The 19454-nt window shown below is 61.0% G+C and carries 18 protein-coding genes; 11 read left to right on the forward strand and 7 right to left on the reverse strand.

Annotated features, from left to right (window positions below):
• Positions 1-261: 261 nt before the first annotated feature.
• The 3 genes from GNZ13_RS33105 to GNZ13_RS33115 all read right to left on the reverse strand — a co-directional run bounded on the left by GNZ13_RS33105 (position 262) and on the right by GNZ13_RS33115 (position 4111).
• Complete coding sequence (locus tag GNZ13_RS33105) at positions 262-1608, reverse strand: MFS transporter (protein ID WP_172172396.1); 1347 nt, start codon at positions 1606-1608, stop codon at positions 262-264.
• A gap of 81 nt (positions 1609-1689) precedes the next feature.
• Positions 1690-2769 carry a Gfo/Idh/MocA family protein gene (locus tag GNZ13_RS33110; RefSeq protein ID WP_172172398.1) on the reverse strand — a complete coding sequence of 360 codons (1080 nt, stop codon included), beginning with the start codon at positions 2767-2769 and terminating at the stop codon, positions 1690-1692.
• A gap of 286 nt (positions 2770-3055) precedes the next feature.
• Positions 3056-4111: an aldo/keto reductase gene (locus GNZ13_RS33115; RefSeq protein WP_172172400.1), complete on the reverse strand. Its 1056-nt coding sequence runs from the start codon at positions 4109-4111 to the stop codon at positions 3056-3058.
• Between the two features lie 206 nt (positions 4112-4317).
• Here GNZ13_RS33115 and GNZ13_RS33120 point away from each other — a divergent pair, with 206 nt between their 5' ends.
• From GNZ13_RS33120 to GNZ13_RS33130, 3 genes are all read left to right on the forward strand, one after another.
• Positions 4318-5232, forward strand: a complete 915-nt coding sequence (locus GNZ13_RS33120) for a LysR family transcriptional regulator (protein ID WP_172172402.1) — start codon at positions 4318-4320, stop codon at positions 5230-5232.
• 240 nt (positions 5233-5472) lie between these two features.
• The gene (locus tag GNZ13_RS33125; RefSeq protein ID WP_172172404.1) at positions 5473-6327 is read left to right on the forward strand and encodes an SDR family NAD(P)-dependent oxidoreductase; all 855 of its coding nucleotides are present in this window, start codon (positions 5473-5475) and stop codon (positions 6325-6327) included.
• A gap of 16 nt (positions 6328-6343) precedes the next feature.
• Positions 6344-7279 carry an SMP-30/gluconolactonase/LRE family protein gene (locus GNZ13_RS33130; protein WP_172172406.1) on the forward strand — a complete coding sequence of 312 codons (936 nt, stop codon included), beginning with the start codon at positions 6344-6346 and terminating at the stop codon, positions 7277-7279.
• A gap of 19 nt (positions 7280-7298) precedes the next feature.
• Here GNZ13_RS33130 and GNZ13_RS33135 read toward each other — a convergent pair whose 3' ends face one another.
• The 4 genes from GNZ13_RS33135 to GNZ13_RS33150 form a co-directional block, all read right to left on the reverse strand.
• Positions 7299-7496: a tautomerase family protein gene (locus GNZ13_RS33135; protein ID WP_172172408.1), complete on the reverse strand. Its 198-nt coding sequence runs from the start codon at positions 7494-7496 to the stop codon at positions 7299-7301.
• A gap of 60 nt (positions 7497-7556) precedes the next feature.
• Positions 7557-8540, reverse strand: coding sequence for an oxidoreductase (locus tag GNZ13_RS33140; RefSeq protein ID WP_236002303.1), 984 nt, complete (start codon positions 8538-8540; stop codon positions 7557-7559).
• 96 nt (positions 8541-8636) lie between these two features.
• Positions 8637-9239 carry an ANTAR domain-containing response regulator gene (locus GNZ13_RS33145; RefSeq protein ID WP_172172410.1) on the reverse strand — a complete coding sequence of 201 codons (603 nt, stop codon included), beginning with the start codon at positions 9237-9239 and terminating at the stop codon, positions 8637-8639.
• Entirely contained in the window at positions 9236-10423 is a 1188-nt protein-coding gene (locus GNZ13_RS33150; protein ID WP_172172412.1) for a transporter substrate-binding domain-containing protein, read from the reverse strand. The genes GNZ13_RS33145 and GNZ13_RS33150 overlap by 4 nt, the downstream gene beginning before the upstream one ends.
• 403 nt (positions 10424-10826) lie before the next feature.
• Here GNZ13_RS33150 and GNZ13_RS33155 point away from each other — a divergent pair, with 403 nt between their 5' ends.
• From GNZ13_RS33155 to GNZ13_RS33190, 8 genes are all read left to right on the forward strand, one after another.
• Positions 10827-12074: an urea ABC transporter substrate-binding protein gene (locus GNZ13_RS33155; RefSeq protein ID WP_172172413.1), complete on the forward strand. Its 1248-nt coding sequence runs from the start codon at positions 10827-10829 to the stop codon at positions 12072-12074.
• An 85-nt stretch (positions 12075-12159) separates the two neighbouring features.
• A complete protein-coding gene (urtB, locus tag GNZ13_RS33160) occupies positions 12160-13770 on the forward strand; it encodes an urea ABC transporter permease subunit UrtB (RefSeq protein WP_172172415.1) in 1611 nt (536 codons plus the stop codon).
• Between the two features lie 38 nt (positions 13771-13808).
• On the forward strand, positions 13809-14903 hold the full coding sequence (gene urtC, locus GNZ13_RS33165) for an urea ABC transporter permease subunit UrtC (RefSeq protein ID WP_236002304.1): 1095 nt from the start codon (positions 13809-13811) through the stop codon (positions 14901-14903).
• On the forward strand, positions 14900-15655 hold the full coding sequence (urtD, locus tag GNZ13_RS33170; RefSeq protein WP_172172419.1) for an urea ABC transporter ATP-binding protein UrtD: 756 nt from the start codon (positions 14900-14902) through the stop codon (positions 15653-15655). The genes urtC and urtD overlap by 4 nt, the downstream gene beginning before the upstream one ends.
• Before the next feature lie 2 nt (positions 15656-15657).
• On the forward strand, positions 15658-16362 hold the full coding sequence (gene urtE, locus GNZ13_RS33175; RefSeq protein WP_172172421.1) for an urea ABC transporter ATP-binding subunit UrtE: 705 nt from the start codon (positions 15658-15660) through the stop codon (positions 16360-16362).
• Between the two features lie 60 nt (positions 16363-16422).
• Entirely contained in the window at positions 16423-17418 is a 996-nt protein-coding gene (locus GNZ13_RS33180) for an acetamidase/formamidase family protein (RefSeq protein ID WP_172172441.1), read from the forward strand.
• Between the two features lie 12 nt (positions 17419-17430).
• Positions 17431-18201: an SDR family NAD(P)-dependent oxidoreductase gene (locus GNZ13_RS33185; RefSeq protein WP_172172423.1), complete on the forward strand. Its 771-nt coding sequence runs from the start codon at positions 17431-17433 to the stop codon at positions 18199-18201.
• A gap of 135 nt (positions 18202-18336) precedes the next feature.
• Positions 18337-19449, forward strand: coding sequence for a substrate-binding protein (locus tag GNZ13_RS33190; RefSeq protein WP_172172443.1), 1113 nt, complete (start codon positions 18337-18339; stop codon positions 19447-19449).
• The last annotated feature ends 5 nt before the right edge of the window (positions 19450-19454 follow it).

A 19454-nucleotide genomic window follows, 5' to 3' on the forward strand; every position in this document is an offset into this window, starting at 1 on the left:
CGTCAGCGTTTTTTATTACCAATTGTTCAAGGGGTCCATGCGTGCCGAGTCGAACAACAACGCAACGGTTACGTTCGTGAAGAGGAATACTAATGTCCACCGCTTCGCAAGCCGACCTTGACACTCTGAACGCAGTGACGCATCGAAGCAGAGTAACGGGCGATAAAGCGTTGCAAAAGTGACGTTTTGCACAAAACAGTTATGTGCAAAACGGGTTCAGTCCTGCAGACGCTCGGGTAGCGTAAGTCTTCCTACATGAGCCTAGTTCGACTGCATGACCCGGTACGCATCCGGCGCCCGCTTCTTCGGCGGCACGATCATTTCGATTTTGCCGACGAGGAAGATATACGAAAGGATGCCCAGAACGGCGACGATCGAGACGTACCACATCGCATAGTGGAAGTTATGCGTGCGCTGCAGGATCATGCCGAAAACGATGCGCGTAGTAATGCCGGACAGATTGCCGAACAGATTCAGGAAGCCGCCCATCGTACCGATGAAATTGCGAGGAATGACGTCCGTAAACACCACCCAGCCGAGATTCGCGACGTTGTTTCCGAAAAAGGCCAGCGAAAGGATCCCGATCGCGATGACGGGCTGGTTCTCGAAAAAATTGACGGTGACGATCATGGCCGTCAACACGAGGCCAACGATCACCGGCGTCTTGCGCGCGACCGTGACCGATTTACCCCTTTTCAGGAGGCTGTCACTGAGGAAGCCGCCCGCCAGCATGCCGACCATCGCCATGAGATAGGGAATGGATGCGCCCAGTCCCGCTTTGGAAAGCGTGAGATTCAATGCCTTTTCGAGGTAGACGATGAACCATGTCATGAAGAAGATCAGCGTCGAGTTGTAGGCGAACTGCGTGATGAACAGGCCCCAGACAGTTTTGTTCTTGAGGAAGTACAGGACGTCGTCTCTCTCAACCACGGTGCTGACCGTGGATTGATCCTGAGATCCGTAGCCACCACCGGCCTTGATAAGGTCGAGCTCGGCCTGACCGGTTTTCCTGCTGTCTTTGGGGTCACGATAAACGATCAGCCAGTAGACCCCAAAGACGATCCCCGCTCCACCCGTTGCATAGAACACCATTTGCCAGCCGTAACGGCTCGTCAGAAAAGTCAGGACGGGCGTGAACAATGCAAGACCCATGTATTGCGAACTGATATAGGTCGCCGTCGCCCGTGCGCGTTCGTTCTTCGGAAACCAGTTCGCGACGATCTTCGTATTCGAGAGATACGACGGCGCTTCAGCGAGGCCAATCAGGGCCCGGCAGACCAGCAGCACCGCAAACGAGGCGCCGAGGGTCGCGAAAAGATGATGGGATGCAAAGCCCATCGCGAACGTACATGTGCTCCAGATGACTATTGCACTGCCGTATAGAACCCTCGATCCGATTCGATCAAGGAGATACCCGACGGGAATCTGGGCGGCCGCATACGTCCACGTGAACATTGAAAAGAGCAGGCCGAGCTGGGTCGGCGAAAGGCCGAATTCCCCCTGGATCCTGCTGCCCGCGATCGAGAGATTCGCACGATCCATATAGTTGATGGCCGTGACTACAAACAGTAAAAAGACAATGAAATATCGGGTCTTTGTTGCTTTCATGATTTCGCATTCAAGATGCCGTCTGGAGGCTCGCCCAAACATGCATTGCCGGCATCGAACACCGGCGATTCGTCGTCCTGCTCAGAGTGGGAGTTTTATAACCGCATTGTTCTGCGTGCTGCGATAGATGGCTGTGAACAGTTCTACGGTCTTCCGGCCGTCCAGTCCGTCGATCAAAGGCTTCGTGCCGTTGCCGACGGCAGTCAGAAAATCATCTATTTGCTGCTCGTGATAGAAGTACAGGGAATCCGAGGAATTGAAATACTCCGCGTCCGCGTTTCTCCACTCGGCGAGCATTCCTTCTTCGCTTTTGATCGTCCAGATATCGTTGTAAGGCGGTTCAGTGATGGTCGAGACGCCGGCGATGAACATCGCGCCGCCGTCCGTCTGTACGCCGACCGACGCGCCGTTATCTCCGTGAATATGGACCTTCCCGTACAACGCAGGATTCTGTGAGTTGCTGACCAGAATGTTGGCAATCGCGCCGCTTTTGAACTTGATGATGGCCGCCGCGGTGTCTTCGACTTCGATGTAGTCGTGGTTGACGTTCTTCCACACTCCGTAGACCTCATCGATCTCGCCCAGATACCAGAGGAGCAGATCGAGCTGGTGAGGTGCCGGGTTCACGAGCACGCCGCCTCCTTCGCCAGCCCACGAGCCACGCCAGGGATCGCTTTCGTAGTACTGGCGGTCGCGCCATCCGAGCATGACGACGTTACCGATGACAGGGCGGCCAATCTTGCCCGCATCGATGGCCTGCCTGATTCGCATCGCGGACGGATAAAAGCGCCGCTGGCACACGACGCCGACCGTACGCCGGTGTTCTTCCGCACATGAAAGGATTGCATCGCAGTCTTCGAGCGAAGAAGCGAGGGGCTTCTCTATGAGAACGTGACAGCCGCTTTTCAAGGCGGCGATTGCAACGGGAGCATGCTGAGGATGCGGAGTGCAGACGCATACAACGTCGACCTGCGCGGCTTCCACCATCTCTTCGACGCTATCGAACGCGCGCACACCGTATTGTTTGCCGAAGGCCTTTGCTCGATCGAGAGAGGTGCTGCATACCGCGACGAAGTCCGAGTTCTCGAGGTTCGAGAGCGCCCGGGCATGGAAATGACCGACCTTTCCGCAACCGACGATGGCCGTTCTGAGTTTTTTCATGATGATTCGGTGTACGTCGTTAGCTTGAATGCGAGCGAGGCGCTGCTGCCACCGGTCGGTGGCAGCGCACGATGTCGATCGCGGATTGCGTGACGCGAGGAGTGAAGGGGCATCCATCGGCTTGATTGCACGGCAGGCTCATGACGGCGCGCCATGGTCAAGTGAAGTCGCTGCAAGCGCAAGTCGACTTCGCGATAGAACTACTGCGATCCGGCCAAGGTGGACATCTCTGTATGACCTGCGATCTTTCAGAGCGGCCGGGGGTCGATCTCGGCCGCATCACCCTCTACGCCTTGAGATGGGGCCCCAGCAGCGACAGGTCCGCAACTGAAAGACGATCGTGCGCGGTCTGCACCTGATGCCAGTACGGGTAGAGCAGGGGCGGCGCGCTCACCTTGTCGAGCCGCTCGCGCTGTTCGTCGGTCAGCCTGAGATTCGCCGCGCCGAGGTTGTCGAGCAGTTGCTTCTCGTTGCGCCCGCCGATGATGACCGACGTGACGGCGGGGCGCCCGAGCGTCCATGCGAGCGCGATCTGAGCGGCCGAGACATTCTGCTCGCCGGCGATCTCGACAAGCGTGTCGACAATCGACCACAGTCGTTCGGCGTCGCGGATCGGCGGCTCCGTCCAGCCGGCGAGCTGACGCGTGCCCTCGGGCGTCGCGTCGCGGCGGTGCTTACCCGACAGCAGGCCGCCTGCGAGCGGGCTCCAGACGAGAATGCCCAAGCCTTGATCGAGTGCGATCGGCGCGAGTTCGTATTCCGCTTCGCGTGCTTCGAGCGTGTAATGGATCTGCTGGCTCACGAAGCGCGGCAGACGATCGCGTTCGCTCACATGCAACGCCTTCATCAGGTGCCAGCCTGAGTAGTTCGAGCAGCCGACATACCGGACCTTGCCATGCCGGACAAGCAGGTCGAGCGCCTCAAGCGTTTCTTCGAGCGGCGTGAGTCCGTCCCATTCGTGCACCTGGTAGAGGTCGATCACATCAGTCTTGAGGCGGCGCAAGCTCGCCTCGCAGGCTTCTATCAAATGATGCCGCGACAGACCCCGGTCGTTCGGGCCGTCACCCATGGGAAAGCGGGCTTTTGTCGCAATCAGCACGCCGCCTTTGCGCTTGCCGCCGAGCACCTGGCCGACGATTTCCTCCGACGCACCGTTCGAATAGACGTCCGCGGTATCGATCAGGTTGACGCCCGCGTCGATGCACATGTCGATCTGCCGGCGCGCCTCGTCGAGGCCAACCTCGCCGACGCTCGCGAATTTGCCTTTGCCGCCCATCGTCATCGTGCCTAGCGTGATGGTCGACACCTTGAGGCCCGAACGGCCAAGTTGACGGTAGTCCATGATGAAGCAATCTCCATGTATGTTGCGAGGATTTACAGCCGGCGTGCGGTCGTTAAGTCAGATTGCGCCCGCATTTCGTGCCCAGTGTTCCTTGACTTCCCCAGACGTTCGACGATAGCGGAGATTGAATTACCATTCCAATAGAAAGATATGATTCAATTGTGCGGGTTTCGTGATTAATCGTCTCTGCAAGAAAGAGTGCCAACGTGGATTTAAAGCAGCTGGAACATTTCGTGGCGGTCGCGGAAGAGCGGCATTTCACGCGCGCGGCGCGGCGCCTCAACCTCGTGCAGTCCGGATTGTCTGCGTCGATCCGCTCGCTGGAAGAAGACCTGGGCGGACCGTTGTTCAATCGCAGCACGAGGCGAGTCGCCTTGACGCCTGCCGGCGAAGTGCTGTTCGCAGAGGCGCAGCGGGTCCTGGCTGCCGCGCGCGACGCGCGGCACGCCGTAACGCAGGTTCACGGGCTCGCACGCGGCCGGCTGAGTATCGGTGCGATTCACGGTCTCGCGCCTTTCGTCGACCTGGCCGCATCGCTAGGACAGTTTCGGGCCGCGTTCGGTGGGATCGATATCGAATTGACACTGGACGGCTCGCGCGCGTTGATCGACGAGGTGCGGGAAGGGCGCCTCGACCTCGCGTTCACACAGCCACCGGATACGTCGCTCGATGGTGTCGGATCGCACATGTTCGCATGTGAAGGAATGGTCGTCGTCTGCGCGACGCATCATCGCCTTGCGGGCGCCAGCGGGCTGGCGCTGGCCGATCTCATCGACGAAACATTCGCCGACCTGCGCCCGGAGTGGAGCGTGCGGCGGCTGGTCGATCGATGCTTTGCGGCGGCAGGGCTGCAACGCCGGACCAGCTTCGAGGTCAACGACATGCCGATGTTGCTTGAACTGGCTGCACAGGGGCTTGCGATCAGCATGGTGCCCGAATCTGTGGCCGCCGCGAGGGGGAGCAACACGCGCGGCGCGCCGGTCGCAACGGCGAGCCTGTGCGAAGCCGAGGAGCCCTGCTGGGAACTCGCGGCCGTTTTTAAGGGAAGTGCGGGAGAACCGCTCATACCCGTCGCCCGTGCTTTCCTGGACTTGCTCAAATTGCCCGCGGTGGCGACCTGACGCTCGACTGGCTCCGCGCGGCGATACTGAACGTGGCGGTAAGCGGACATCCAGTGAACGTGGCCGAATGTCGCTAGCGGGTCACAGCCGTCCGCGCCGTGCTTCGGACCGCTCCCCAGCGGTGCCCCCGGTCGGTCACGCAAAAAAGCCTTCATGCTACGATCGTCGACTCACTGTTCGAATGGATCGGGATCGCGACCGCTTGGTGGCGCCGCGATTCCGGCGCTAACGAGGATTCTGATGACTCATTCTGCCCTGACTCCGGGCGCCGTCGCCGTGATCACCGGCGGCGCCGCTGGCATTGGCCTGGCTGCTGCCAAACGCTTTGCGCAGCTTGGGCTGCGCATCTGCATTGCCGACCTCGGCACCGACCGCGTCGCGCGGGCGGTGGAGGAAATCGCCGCGCTGACCGCAAACGGCACACAAGACGTCTTCGCGGTTGAGACCGACGTCAGCGTCGCCGACGAAGTTCGCCGCCTGCACGCAACCGTCGTCGAACGCTTCGGCGGAACAGATGTGCTGATGAACAACGCCGGCATTCAGCCCGGCAGCGGGATGTTCGGTCCAGCCGAGAACTGGGAGCGCGTGCTGGGTGTCAACCTGTGGGGCGTGATCCACGGTACGCAGGTCTTTGTGCCGGACATGATCAAGCGCGGTCGTCCGGGGCTCGTGATCAACACCGGTTCAAAGCAAGGCATCACGACGCCGCCGGGCGACCCCGCATACAACGTTGCGAAGGCCGGTCTGAAAGCGTTCACCGAAGCGCTGCAGCACGAACTGCGCAACACCGCCGACTGCCAGATCAGCGCTCATCTGCTGATTCCTGGCTTCGTGTTCACGGAACTGACGCGGAACGGCCGCGTGGAAAAGCCCGTCGCCGCATGGACGCCCGAGCAGACCGTCGATTTCATGTTCGAGCGTCTCGACGCCGGCGACTTCTACATACTGTGTCCCGACAACGACGTGCCGCGTTCGCTCGACGAACTGCGCATTCTATGGGCGGCAGGCGATATCGTCGAGAACCGGCCCCCGTTGTCGCGCTGGCATCCGGACTACGCCAGGGCATTCGAAGCGTTCATCAAGCAGCCCCGTTGACTCAAGGGCCAGCACTATGTGGCAACAAAGTGAGACCTATCCCGATCCCGCAGTGGAAGTGCTCGATCCGCGCTTCCTGAAATACCGGATCACGAACGCGGCGGTCGAGCGGCTTGCGACGGGCATGCGCTTCGGCGAAGGCCCGCTGTGGTTCGGCGACGGCCGCTTCCTGCTGTGGAGCGACATCCCGAACAACCGCATCATGCGGTGGGATGAGGAATCCGGCGCGACGTCGGTATTTCGCAAGCCATCGGGGTACGCGAACGGCAATACACGGGACCGCCAGGGTCGGCTCATCACCTGCGAGCACGGCAACCGGCGCGTGACGCGCACCGAGTACAACGGCGCGCTGACCGTGCTGCTCGACCGCTTCGACGGCAAGCGGCTGAACTCACCGAACGACGTGGTTGTGAAGAGCGACGACAGCATCTGGTTCACTGATCCACTGTTCGGCATCTCTAACAACTATGAGGGTGTCAAAGCTGAGCCCGAACTGCCGACCAACGTCTACCGCTTCGACCCGGCCACCGGCCGGGCGGAGGTGGTCGCCGACGACATCGTCAATCCGAACGGCATCTGCTTCTCGCCCGACGAACGCCGCCTCTACATTGTCGAATCGGGCTCAAAGCCGCGGCGCATCCGTGTGTACGATGTCGAGGACGGTCGGAGCCTCGTGCACGGGCGCGTATTCGTCGATGCGGGCGAAAACGGCGCGCCAGACGGTTTCCGTTGCGACACGGACGGTAACCTGTGGGCCGGTTGGGGCACTGGACCGGGACTCAACGGTGTGATGATATTCGCGCCGGACGGCAACGCGATTGGCCGCATCGCTCTGCCCGAACGCTGCGCGAACGTCTGCTTCGGCGGCGCAGCGCATAACCGGCTGTTCATGGCGGCTGGGCAATCGCTGTACGCGCTATACGTCGATGCGACGGCGGCGGTCGCAACCTGAGCGCGTCCGCCATGCGGGTTCAAGACGTGCGCTGGCGCTCACTGAACGGAATGCCGCCTCTTGACTTGGAGTCTGGTGAAGACTCCACGATCTGCACGACAACCTGTTCAGCGGCGACACCAAAGCTGTCAACCACAGCTTTGGTAATCCCCGTCATCAGCGCTTTCTTTTGCTCGGGTGAGCGCCCTGCTACTGCGTAAACAATGACTTCTGGCATAACGTTCTCCGACGGGTTGGCAAGGAATTGCAGCTGCAATCATAGCGGCACTGCACGGCGTTATTGCAACAGAAGTACCTGAGTGAGCTCTTCGCACACCTGCCACAAACGGCCGGCATTCGAAGCGTCCTTTGCCTGCCTGGCGACGCTCGCCTCGCCAATCCTGCTTCCGCGTGCCTCCAGAAAGCCTTGTGGACCATAGTAGCCACCGCCACTGACGTCACGCGAAGTAGCCGCAAAAAGGGTCGGCAGGGCGCCCGCGTAATCGGTGTTCAGCACGGCGCCGATGAAATGACTAAGGAGATCGCGGGCAGCTCGCGAAATCGCGGAGCGATCCCCGCCCCGAAACAGATTGGTGTTTGCGACGCCAGGGTGAGCGGCAACCGACATAACACGGGAATTGGCAGCGCGCAAACGCCGGTCGAGTTCGAACGCAAACATCAGATCCGCGAGCTTCGACTGCCGATAGGACTGCATTGGCGAATACGTCTTTTTGGATTGGAGGTCGTTGAAATCGATCTGTCCTTGCTTGTGCGCGATGGACGCGATTGTGACGATGCGTGGTCGATCAGGCGATCCAGTCGCAGCTAGTTCAAGAGCGGGCATAAGGAGCGCACTCAACGCGAAATGGCCGAGTACGTTGGTGCCAAACTGCAGCTCGAAGCCGTCGGCAGTCTCGAGCCGTTTCGGCGGCGCCATGACGCCAGCATTGTTGACCAGAACGTGAATGGGGCGTTGCTCGGCGAGCTCCCTCTGCGCGAACTGGCGTACGGACGCGAGGGATGCGAGATCGAGAATCGCGAGTTCGGCACGAGCGTTGGGCGCGGCGGCGTTCAGACGGGATAAGGCCTCTTCTCCGAGTTGTTTATCGCGGCACGCAAGTATGACTTGCGCGCCTTTGCGTGCCAGAGTCAATGCGGCATGGTAGCCAATGCCGCTGTTCGCTCCAGTGATGAGAACTCGCTTGCCGATCTGCGGCGGAACATCGCTTATGGTCCACTGTTTGTTCATATTGCCCCGGCTCAGCATAGTAGTAGTCAACATCGAGACTACCATTGGTAAGTCTGGGGCGTCGCTATCGGCCAGGCAGCGGTTCCCGGCGAGGTTCTGTTGCAAACATCCGGTCGGCAAGAGCCGGCGTTAGAAACTCAGGGTTTCGTGTGCCCTGACGATGTCGCCGGCCACCGTCTCGATCTGTTCGCGTTTGAGCATGGCCTTTGAGCGCAGCAGCTGATACGCATCTTCTTCAGACATGCCGCGCGAGTCCATTACGATCCGCGTGGCCTGCTGGATCACCCGAACCTTCGCCTGCTTCTGCTCGAGCCGCTCGATGTATCGCTCACGTGCGCGGGATGCCTTGAATTGCGTGAGCGCGACGGCGATGGCGGTCAATAACCCAAACGAGCGGACCGGCGACGGGATCGTCGCAAACGCATTCAACCGCAGCACCGCTTCGATGGTGATCGGATTTTCGTAGGTCACGACCGGAATCACCGGCGGCGACGCGCTGGTTCCGAGCCACGGATAATCGACTGACAGCGCCTCAGGACGCATCGCCATGACGACGAGGCCGGTGTCGGAAGGCAGGCTGTCGAGGCGCGGCCAGCATACCTGCACGTCACAGCCAATGCGCTGAAGCTGCGCGAGCAACTCTTCGCCGTCCTGATCCTGCGGATGAATCACAACGACTTTTAGCGAACGCAGGTCGCGCAGGATCGCCGGCGTCTGCGCGGTCCGCGTCATCGATCCTCTCCCGCGCGTGCGAGTTCAGGATGCGCGTGTGCGGTCCACGCGGGCGTGCTGTGAGAGACGACGTAGGGATCCGCCTTCACGCGTTCAGGTGCGCGCCCGACGATATCGAAGCGGCCATGTGCGTCGACCCGGCCGATTAACGGATGCAGGTACGTGTGGTTGTTGTGCTCGTCGATACGCACGCGGCCCTGTGGCGCGTCGAATTCGAGTCCGGGCAACACGCGCAGCAACAGCGTCGGGTCGTCGGAGCCGACGCGGCGGATCGCATCCGCGAGCAGATGCATCTGGAAATAGGAGGCTTCCCAGCACATGTTGGTCGGCTGATCGTCGCCGAAGCGGGCCTGATAGCGGGCGACGGCGCCGAGGTTCGCGGCCGTATCCACACTCTGAAAGTATGCGGCCGAGGTGATGTGTCCTTGTGCGAGGTCGTTTCCCATTACCGCGATTTCGGCTTCACTGGTCATGTGGCTGGCGATAGGCGTGCGGTACGGATCGAGCCCGACATGAGCAAACGCACGGTACAGATGCGGAATGCCTTCGCCCACGACGGTGGAGAAAATGAAGTCGGGTGCGAGCTGCTTGATCCGCTTTGCGACATCCAGATAACTCTCCCACGGCGCATCGAGCGACAGGTAGGTTTCGTCCACCTTTTCTCCGCCGCGTTCGAGGATCAGATCGCTCATCACGCGATTCGACTCGTAGGGACACACATAGTCTGAACCGATCATGCTCACGCGTGAGCCGAACTGCGTGAGCATGAAACCGGCGAGCGGCAGGGTGTTCTGATTCGGCGCCGCACCGGTATAGATCACATTGCGGCTGTATTCGAAGCCTTCATACGGTGTCGCATAGAAGAGCAGCGCATTGTGCCGTTCGACAATCGGAATGACCGCCTTGCGCGTGCTGGACATATAACAGCCGACGATAATCCGAACCCGGTGTTCGAGAATCAGTTGTTCGGCGAGGTCGGCATAACGCCGCGGCTGGCATTGCGGATCGAGACAGACGAGTTCGATCTCGCGGCCGGACACGCCGCCTGCGCGATTGATCTCCTCCGCCGCAAGCATGGTGGCTTGCAGTTGAGTGAGCTCCGCGGCTGAGGTCACGCCTGAGCGTGAGTACAGCACGCCAATTCTGATTGGGTCTGAGGTACGGCCGGCATCAATACGGGTCATTCGTCAAAACCGATGGTCGCTACGTTTGGGAAGTACGCTGTTTGTGCGTGTGGCACGCGGCTGGTGCGCACGCGCACCGTCTTTGTGCGGTGCTGAGCCAGTCAGCCGCGCCGATTGCTTTATTTATCATGCCTTCCGTTTTGACCGGAACGCAACTGATCAATTCGCATCCGTTTCACAAAAGGGTTTTGCGGTACGCATCCCGGCCGGCTGCAAAACCTGGCATAGCCATTGCTTATAGAGTCGCGCTGACCCGCCGTGCATAACGGGGAACCACAGCATCCATTTCGCTGTTCGAGACAAAGGCGTCTTGAGCGGCACCGGCCAAAAAAGCCCGAAACCAGCTTGTCTGGTTTCGGGCTTTTTGCGTTTGCGATTTCTAATCCATGTCGGAGTGAAGCAAATGAAAAGACGTACCTTCCTGTCGGCAGTCGGCTCCGGATTGGTGACCGCTGCGGGCACTGCGCTACCCAAGGCTGCGTTTGCCGCGGGAGCCAGCGATCCGATCAAGCTCGGCCTGCTGTTTTCGCAATCGGGCACGATGGCCAACGGCGAGTCGCTGCTAAAAGATACGGCACTGATGACGATCGATCAGATCAACGCCAAGGGCGGCGTGCTCGGGCGCAAGCTTCAGGGCGTCGTCGTCGATCCGGCGTCGGATTGGCCCATGTATGCGCAGCTCTCGAAGCAACTGATCCTGCGCGACCAATGCGCGGCGCTGTTCGGCTGCTGGACGTCGGTGTCGCGCAAGTCGGTGTTGCCGGTGGTCGAGTCGCAGGACAGTCTGCTGTTTTATCCGCTTCACTTCGAAGGCGAAGAGCAGTCGAAGAACGTTGTCTATCTGAACTCGCCGCCGAGCAGCTCGGTGCTCCCGGCGATCGATTACCTGATGAGTGACCAGGGCGGCGGCGCCAAGCGCTTCTATATGATCGGCAGCGACTACGTCTGGCCACGCACGATCAACAAGATGCTCAAAGGCTATCTGAAGACCAAGAACATTCCTGACTCGGCATGGCGCGAACACTACGTTCCATTCGGGCAGTCGAACTTCCAGACCATCGTGCGCGAAATCAAGGACTTCGCCGCGCAACCGGGCGGCCAGGCCATCGTCGTGATGACGGTGGTCGGCGATTCGATTCCGGCGATGTTCAAGGAAGCGATCAATCAGGGCGTGCGCGCAACCGATATTCCGATCCTTGGCCTGGACGTGGTCGACAGCGATCTGGAAGGTCTCGATACGAAGCCGCTGGTTGGCCACCTCAGCTGCTGGTGTTACTTCCAGAACGTCGATACGCCGCAGAACCGCCAGTTCAAGAGCGACTGGAAGAACTACGTGAGCGCCCATAACCTGAAGCATCGGCCGGACATGGTGATCGACCCGATGGTGTCGACCTATCTCGGCATCAATCTGTGGGCGCAGGCTGCCGCGAAAGCGCACTCCACCAGCGCGGACGCGGTGCGCAAGGCGCTCGCGGGTCAGTCGATGGTCGATCCGGCAGGCTACACGGTGAAGATGGATGCTTCCACCCAGTACTTGTGGCGTGGCGACATGATCGGCTCGATCAATGCGACTCAGGGCTTCGACATTTTGTGGAAGTCTAAAGACATCGAGAAGCCGGTGCCATTCAGCCCGTTTATCGGCAAGGCTTGACAGTCCCTGCCGCATAGTCAGCCAGTTGTGGGATCGGCATACGCAAGCATGCCGGTCCCCCTAGCAGGATCGAATGGAAACACCCATGATCAATTTCAGGCAGATCTTTCGCGCGATCGCTTGTCTGGCGCTTGTCTGGGCCACTACCGCGAGCGCCGCGCCGGGCCGCGCTTCGATGCTCACGTCGTTCTGCGCGACGAACGGCGACAAGGCCGCTGCACTAGAGCAACTTGTCGAAACCGGCGTGTCGGACGATACGCATGAGCGTGCGTGGGCGCGTCAGGTCGTCGATGCGATTCGTAACGGCGCGCTGGTGTGCGGCGCCGACGGTCAGGCGACGCTGCAGGGAAACCCTGCGCTCGACGCCGCGACCCTCCAGCCGCGCGCCAACGCACCGGCGGATTCGCCCTATGTGCCGAGCATTGTGATGATGCGCAGGCTCGCGTTGGCGTCGGCGGAAATGGACCTGTTCTCGCCGCAGCAGGACACCCGCGCGACGGCCGCGCGGCAAGTCGACAAGTTCTTTGCATTGCTCGATCCCACTGTCGTCGCCCGTGCGGTCAAGGCGCAGCACGACCCGGATATCGCGACCATTCTCACGCTGGCTCTGGCTAAACGCGGGCTGAACAGCAATGTCAAGGCCGACCGCCTGGCGGCGATCAAGGCTGTGGCCGAGGTGCCGAGCGAAACCGCGCGGACTGCGCTGGCGAACTTTGCGGCGCAGGATTCCGTGCGCTCGGATCCCGACGTGCTAGCTGCAGTGCAGGGCGCGATTCGCCACATGGACACGTGGCTGTCGCTCGGCAAGGGCTTGTCGATTCTGTTTAGCGGCTTGAGCTATGCCGGCGTGTTGTTGTTGACGGCACTCGGCCTGTCGATCGTGTTCGGCCTGATGGGCGTGATCAATCTTGCGCATGGCGAATTCATCATGATCGGCGCGTACGCGACGTACCTCGTCGAACGTTTCATGCAGGCGCATCTGCCGGGCTGGTTCGACGCCTACATTTTTGTTGCGATTCCCGTGGCGTTCGTGATCTGCGCAGCGTGCGGCATGTTGCTCGAGTTCTTCGTCATCCGGTTTCTGTATCGCCGGCCGCTGGAGACGCTACTCGCCACCTGGGCGGTCAGCATCGCGTTGATCAAGCTGATTCAGGTGCTGTTCGGCTCGCAGAACGTCGAGTTCATCACGCCCGGCTTTCTCAACGGCGGCATGCAGGTCGCGCCCGGCTTTTTTGTGACCTACAACCGCGTGTTTGCAATCGTGCTCGCCGTGTTGATCTTCGTCGCGACCTTCGCCGTGGTCCGCTTCACGAAGCTCGGATTGCTGATGCGCGCCACCACCCAGCTGCGCGACATGGCGCGCTGCCTCGGCGTGCCCGCCGAGCGCGTCGATCGCATCGCGTTCGGCCTGGGCGCTGGCCTCGCGGGACTGGCCGGCGTAGTGTTGACGCAGATTGCCAGCGTCAATCCGTCGATGGGCACGGGCTTCGTCGTCGACTCGTTCATGGTGGTGGTATTAGGCGGTGCGGGCAGTCTCGCGGGGACAGTCGTCTCGTCGCTCGCGCTCGGCGAAATCAACCAGTTTATCGAACCGTTCTACGGGGCAGTTGCCGCCAAGGTGGCCGTGCTTCTGCTCATCGTGCTGATTATCCAGAAGCGCCCGCAAGGACTCTTTGCATTGAAGACCCGCGTATGAACACGTTTCCCGATCCGCGTACCAGCAGGAGATTCACCTTGTCGGCATTTGCAACGAAATGGATGGGCCAGACCGTGGAGGTCGGCATCGTCCCGGTGCTGGTCCTGGTGGCGCTCTATCTGCCCTTTGCCTATTTTGTGATTCCGGAGTCGAATGCGCTGCATTTGTCGCTGTTCGGCATCAACCTGATCGGACAGATCATGTGTTTCGCGCTGCTCGCGCTGGCGCTCGATCTGGTCTGGGGCTATGCGGGCATCCTGAGCCTCGGGCACGGCATCTTCTTCGGCATAGGCGGCTATATGATGGCCATCTATCTGCTGAACGGCGCCTACGCCGAAACGCACGTATTGCCGGACTTCATGCAATACATGGGCGCGAGCGACTTTCCCTCCGTATGGAAGATGCTCTCGCGGCTCGATGTAACGATCCTCGTCACAATCGTCGTCACCGTGCTGGTCGCGGGCGCATTCGGCTTCGTCACGTTCCGCTCGCGCATCAACGGCGTGTATCTGTCGATCATCACGCAGGCGCTCACGTATGCGCTGATGCTGCTGTTGTTCATCAACGACGTGGGCCTCGGCGGCAACAACGGCATGACCGGCTTCACGAGCCTCGCGGGCCGCAAGCTTGCCGATACGTCCACGCAGATCGGCCTCGCGGTGTGTTCGTGCCTGCTGCTGGTGGCGGCTTATGTCGGCGTGCGCTTTCTCGCGCGCTCCAGTTTTGGTCGGGCGCTAATCGCGGTGCGCGACGACGAAGCGCGGATGCGCTTTCTCGGCTACCGCACGCATACGCTGAAGCTCTTCGCGTGGTGTCTCTCGGCGGTCCTCGCGGCGTTTGCCGGAATGCTGTACGTGCCGCAGGTCGGCATCGTCAACCCGACTATCGTTTCGCCGCAACTGTCCGTCGAGATTGCCGTGTGGGTGGCCATCGGTGGGCGCGGCACCCTGATCGGCGCAATCGTCGGCGCGATCGTGGTCAACGGACTCAAGTTCTGGCTGACCGCGCAACTGCCGGCGGTGTGGCCGTTCATTCTTGCCGGCGTAACGCTCGTGATCGTTGTCTATTTCAGCAACGGCGTGTGGGGCACGCTCAAGGCCGCCAGCAACGAAAGCAAGGGAGGCGGCCAATGAACCAGCCACAACCGGCCACCGCCATCTACATCAGCGGCCTGTCTGTCAGGTTTTCCGGCTTCGCGGCGATCACCAATTTGTCGATGGAGTTCCGTTACGGCGAGATCCGCGCCATCATCGGTCCGAACGGTGCGGGCAAGACGACCTTGATGGATGTCATCACGGGAAAGACCCGGCCGGCAGAGGGCGAGGTCTTTCTGAACAAGGTCACGAATCTCGCGACGCTCGATGAAACGTCCATCGCGCGCCTGGGCATCGGCCGAAAATTCCAGAAGCCAAGCGTGTTCGAAGCGCTGCAGGTCCGCGAAAACCTCGAACTTGCGATTCGCAACGGCCGCGGCTATGCGGACATGGTTCGCTCGCGCCTCGGCGCACAGCAGAACGGGCGCATCGACGAAGTGCTGGAGACGATCGGTCTCGAGCACGAAGGGGATCGGATGGCCGGCACGCTGTCGCATGGCCAGAAGCAGTGGCTCGAAATCGGCATGCTGCTTGTCGCCGATCCGCACGTGATCCTGCTCGACGAACCGGTTGCCGGAATGACCGATCACGAAACCGCACGTACCGTCGAACTGATCGCGCGGCTCAAGTCGCCCGAGCGGGCTGTGGTGGTGATCGAGCACGACATGGATTTTGTCGGCGAGATCGCGGACCTCGTCAGCGTGTTGCATGAAGGGCGGCTGCTCGGCGAGGGATCGATGGAGAGCGTGCGCAACGATCCACGCGTGATTCAGGTTTATCTCGGACGGTGAGCATGCTGAAGATTTCCGCACTCAATCAGTTTTACGGCAGCAGCCACACGTTGCGCGACGTGTCGCTGAACGTGGCCCAAGGCGCCTGCACAGTCGTACTCGGCCGTAACGGCGTAGGCAAGACGACCTTGCTGAAGTGCCTTGTCGGGTTGCTGCCGGTCAAAGGCGGCGAAATCGAACTGGCGGGCCAGCCCCTGACGCGCACGCCGTCGCACCGGCGCGTGCTGGCTGGTCTCGGCTACGTACCGCAAGGACGCGAGATTTTTCCGCAACTCAGCGTCGAAGAAAACCTGCGCATCGGCGCCTACGCGGGCGAGCGCAATCAGACCGCCAAGGGCAAGCAATTTTCCTTCGACGACGTCTTTCATACCTTTCCAGTGCTCAAGACGATGCGCGGGCGCATTGCGGGCAATCTGTCCGGCGGACAGCAGCAGCAGCTTGCGATTGGCCGGGCGCTTCTGACCAATCCAAAGCTGCTGATTCTCGACGAACCCACCGAGGGCATCCAGCCGTCGATCGTGATGGAGATCGAGGCGGTGATCCGTTCGCTGAAGGGATCGCTGTCGATCCTGCTGGTAGAACAATTTTTCGATTTCGCGCAGGCGGTAGCCGACGACTATGTCGTGCTGGTACGCGGCCAGGTCGTGTCGGCGGGGCCCGGGGACCAGATGGAAGCCAATAACGTCAGAGCGCTAATTTCAGTGTGATGCGGCGCCAGCGTTGCGCCCATTTACCTCGACAACCCACAATTGAGCAGGAACACCATGATGAACTGGCTCGAACAATCGATCATGCACACGCGCGGCGTCGCACGCGGCCAAGTCCGCGAAACGCATGAACTCAGCGAATCCCGTCAGGGTACATTTCACTACACCATCGGACCGTACTCGACGCCGGTGATGAACATCGTCCCTGGCGACCGGGTGGTGGTTCAGACACGCGATGCATTTGACGGCAAGATCCTCACGGAACAGGATCTGCCGAGTCAGAAGCTGCGGGTGCCGTTCCTGAATCCGCAAAGCGGCCCGATCATGATCGAAGGCGCGGAGAAGGGCGACGTGGTAGCGGTGTACATCGAATCGATGTTGCCGCGCGGCGACAATCCGCGCGGCACCTGCTGCCTGATTCCGCGCTTCGGCGCGCTGACCGGTACGGAATACACCGCAACGCTCAATGAGCCGCTGCCCGAGATCACCCGCAAGATCGACGTGGACGAAGAAGGCGTCTACTGGAGCAAGCGCGTCACGCTGCCGTACAAGCCGCATATCGGCACACTGAGCCTATCGCCGGAAATCGACTCGATCAACTCGCTCACGCCGGACAATCACGGCGGCAATATGGACGTGCCCGACATGGGCCCCGGCAGCATCACCTATTTGCCGGTACGCTCCGCCGGTGCGCGGCTCTTTATCGGCGACGCACACGCCTGCCAGGGCGACGGCGAAGTGTGCGGCACCGCCGTCGAATTCTCCAGCACGACTACGATCCACGTCGATCTGATCAAGGGCTGGCATATCGAATGGCCGCGCCTCGAAACCGATGAGCTGCTGATGGCGATCGGCAGCGCGCGCCCGCTTGAAGACGCGACGCGTATCGCGTACCGCGAACTGGTGCTGTGGATGGAAAAGGAATACGGCTTCGACCGCTGGGATGCCTACATGATGCTCAGCCAGTGCGGCAAGGTGCGGCTAGGCAATTTCGTCGACCCGAAGTATTCGGTCGGCGCGGCGATCAGCAAGAAATATCTCGCACCGGCCGCCTGAGGAAACGCCACCATGGATCTGAAACTCAAAGGTTTGAAGGCACTCGTAACCGGCGGCACCAAAGGTATCGGCCGCGCCATTGCGCAAACGCTGGCAGCCGAAGGCGCGGACGTCGCGCTCTGCGCGCGTGATGGCGCCGCGGTCGAACAGACGGTGGCCGGCATCGTGCAGGTCACAGGCGGTGCGGTCAAGGTATGCGGCGCCTCGGTCGACGTTTCGAACGGTCCAGCGTTGCAGGCCTGGACACGCGACGCCGCTGCGCAACTGGGCGGCATCGACATCGTGGTCGCCAATGTGAGCGCGCTGTCGATCGGCAACGATCTCGAATCATGGCGCAAGGAATTCGAAACCGACCTGATGGGCACGGTCAACCTGGTCGACGCCGCGTTGCCGTTTCTGGAAGCGAGCAAGGCCGCATCGATTATCGCGATATCGAGCGTGTCCGGCCGTGAAATCGACTTTGCCGCCGGCCCTTACGGGACCTTCAAGGCGGCGCTGATCCACTACATGCAAGGCCTCGCGTACCACCTCGCGCCGAAGGGCATCCGCGCGAACGCCGTGTCGCCGGGCAACGTCTATTTCGAAGGCGGCGTGTGGGATCACATCGAACACAACGATCCGAAGCTGTTCGCGGAAGCACTCGCGTTGAATCCCAGCGGACGCATGGCGCGCCCGCAGGAGATCGCGAACGCGGTCGCGTTCGTCGCGAGTCCGGCGGCGAGCTTCGTGAGCGGGGCGAATCTTGTAGTGGATGGCGCGCTCACGCGCGGGGTGCAGCTCTAAGTGCCGCAAAGCTGCGTCACTTAAGTCGATTCGACAAAAAACCAAGGAGCCTTGACGATAATGAAAAGAATCTCTTCCCTTCTGACTGCCGGCCGCTCAAGCGGCGCGGCGGCCGCCCTGCTGGTATCGCTCTCGATGACGAGCCACGCGGCCATGGCCGCCGATCCGATCAGGATCGGCGTGCCCGTGGGTCTGAGCGGCGCGAATAGTGTGGTTGCTCCGTCGGTGGTTCAGGCGGCGCAACTGGCTGTCGACGACATCAATGCGAAAGGCGGCATTCTGGGGCGTCGGGTCAGCCTGGAAGTGGCCGACGACGGTAGCGGCGCGGCGGGCGCGCAAAAGGCATTCGATTCGCTGATCTTCGAAAAGAAGGTCAACGCGCTCATCTCGATGGAAACGAGTGCCGCGCGCAACGCGGGCCTGCCGATCGTGACGCGCGGCAAGGTGCCGTTCATCTACACGTCGTTTTATGAAGGCCGCTCCTGCAACCGTTACATGTACGTCGATGCATGGGTGCCCGACCAGCAGGTCGCGCCGATCGTCGATTACTTCATGAAGCAGCAGAAGGCGAAGACGTTCTTCCTGATCGGCAGCGACTACGCGTTCGGTCGCGGTATGCTCGACTTCACGAAGACCTACATCGAGAAGCACGGCGGCAAGGTGGTCGGCAACGAGTATCTGCCGATGGACGGTTCCGACTGGACATCGATTATCAGCAAGCTGCAGGCGGCCAAGCCTGACGCGATCATCACCTCGACCGCGGGCGGTGCGCCGAACGTCACCCTCACCAAGCAACTGCGTGCGGCGGGCGTGAAGGTTCCGTACGGCAATCTCGCCGTCGACGAGGGCACCGCCAAAAGCATGGGCGCGGACGCGCAGGGCATCTACATCTCCGGTTCGTATGTGACCAACATCGATACGCCGGCGAACCAGACGTTCCTCGCTGCGATGCAAAAGCGCTTCGGCGCGGATCTGAAGACGCCGAACGATCTGTCGGTGCCGGAGTATGAGGCGATCTACCTGTACAAGGCCGCGGTGGAGAAAGCCGGTTCGGTCGACACGGCGAAGGTGATTCCGGCGCTCGCCCAGGTTTCGTTCGACGGCCCACGCGGCCACATCCAGATGGACAAGCAACGACATACTCCGCTCACGATGTATCTGGGCCAGGTGCAGACGGACGGTTCGGTGAAGGTGATCGAATCGTTCCGCAACGTTGATCCGGGCGCGCAGTGTCCGGCCTTGAAGTAAGCCGT

Source organism: Paraburkholderia elongata, assembly GCF_013177735.1.
Lineage (GTDB): Bacteria > Pseudomonadota > Gammaproteobacteria > Burkholderiales > Burkholderiaceae > Paraburkholderia > Paraburkholderia elongata.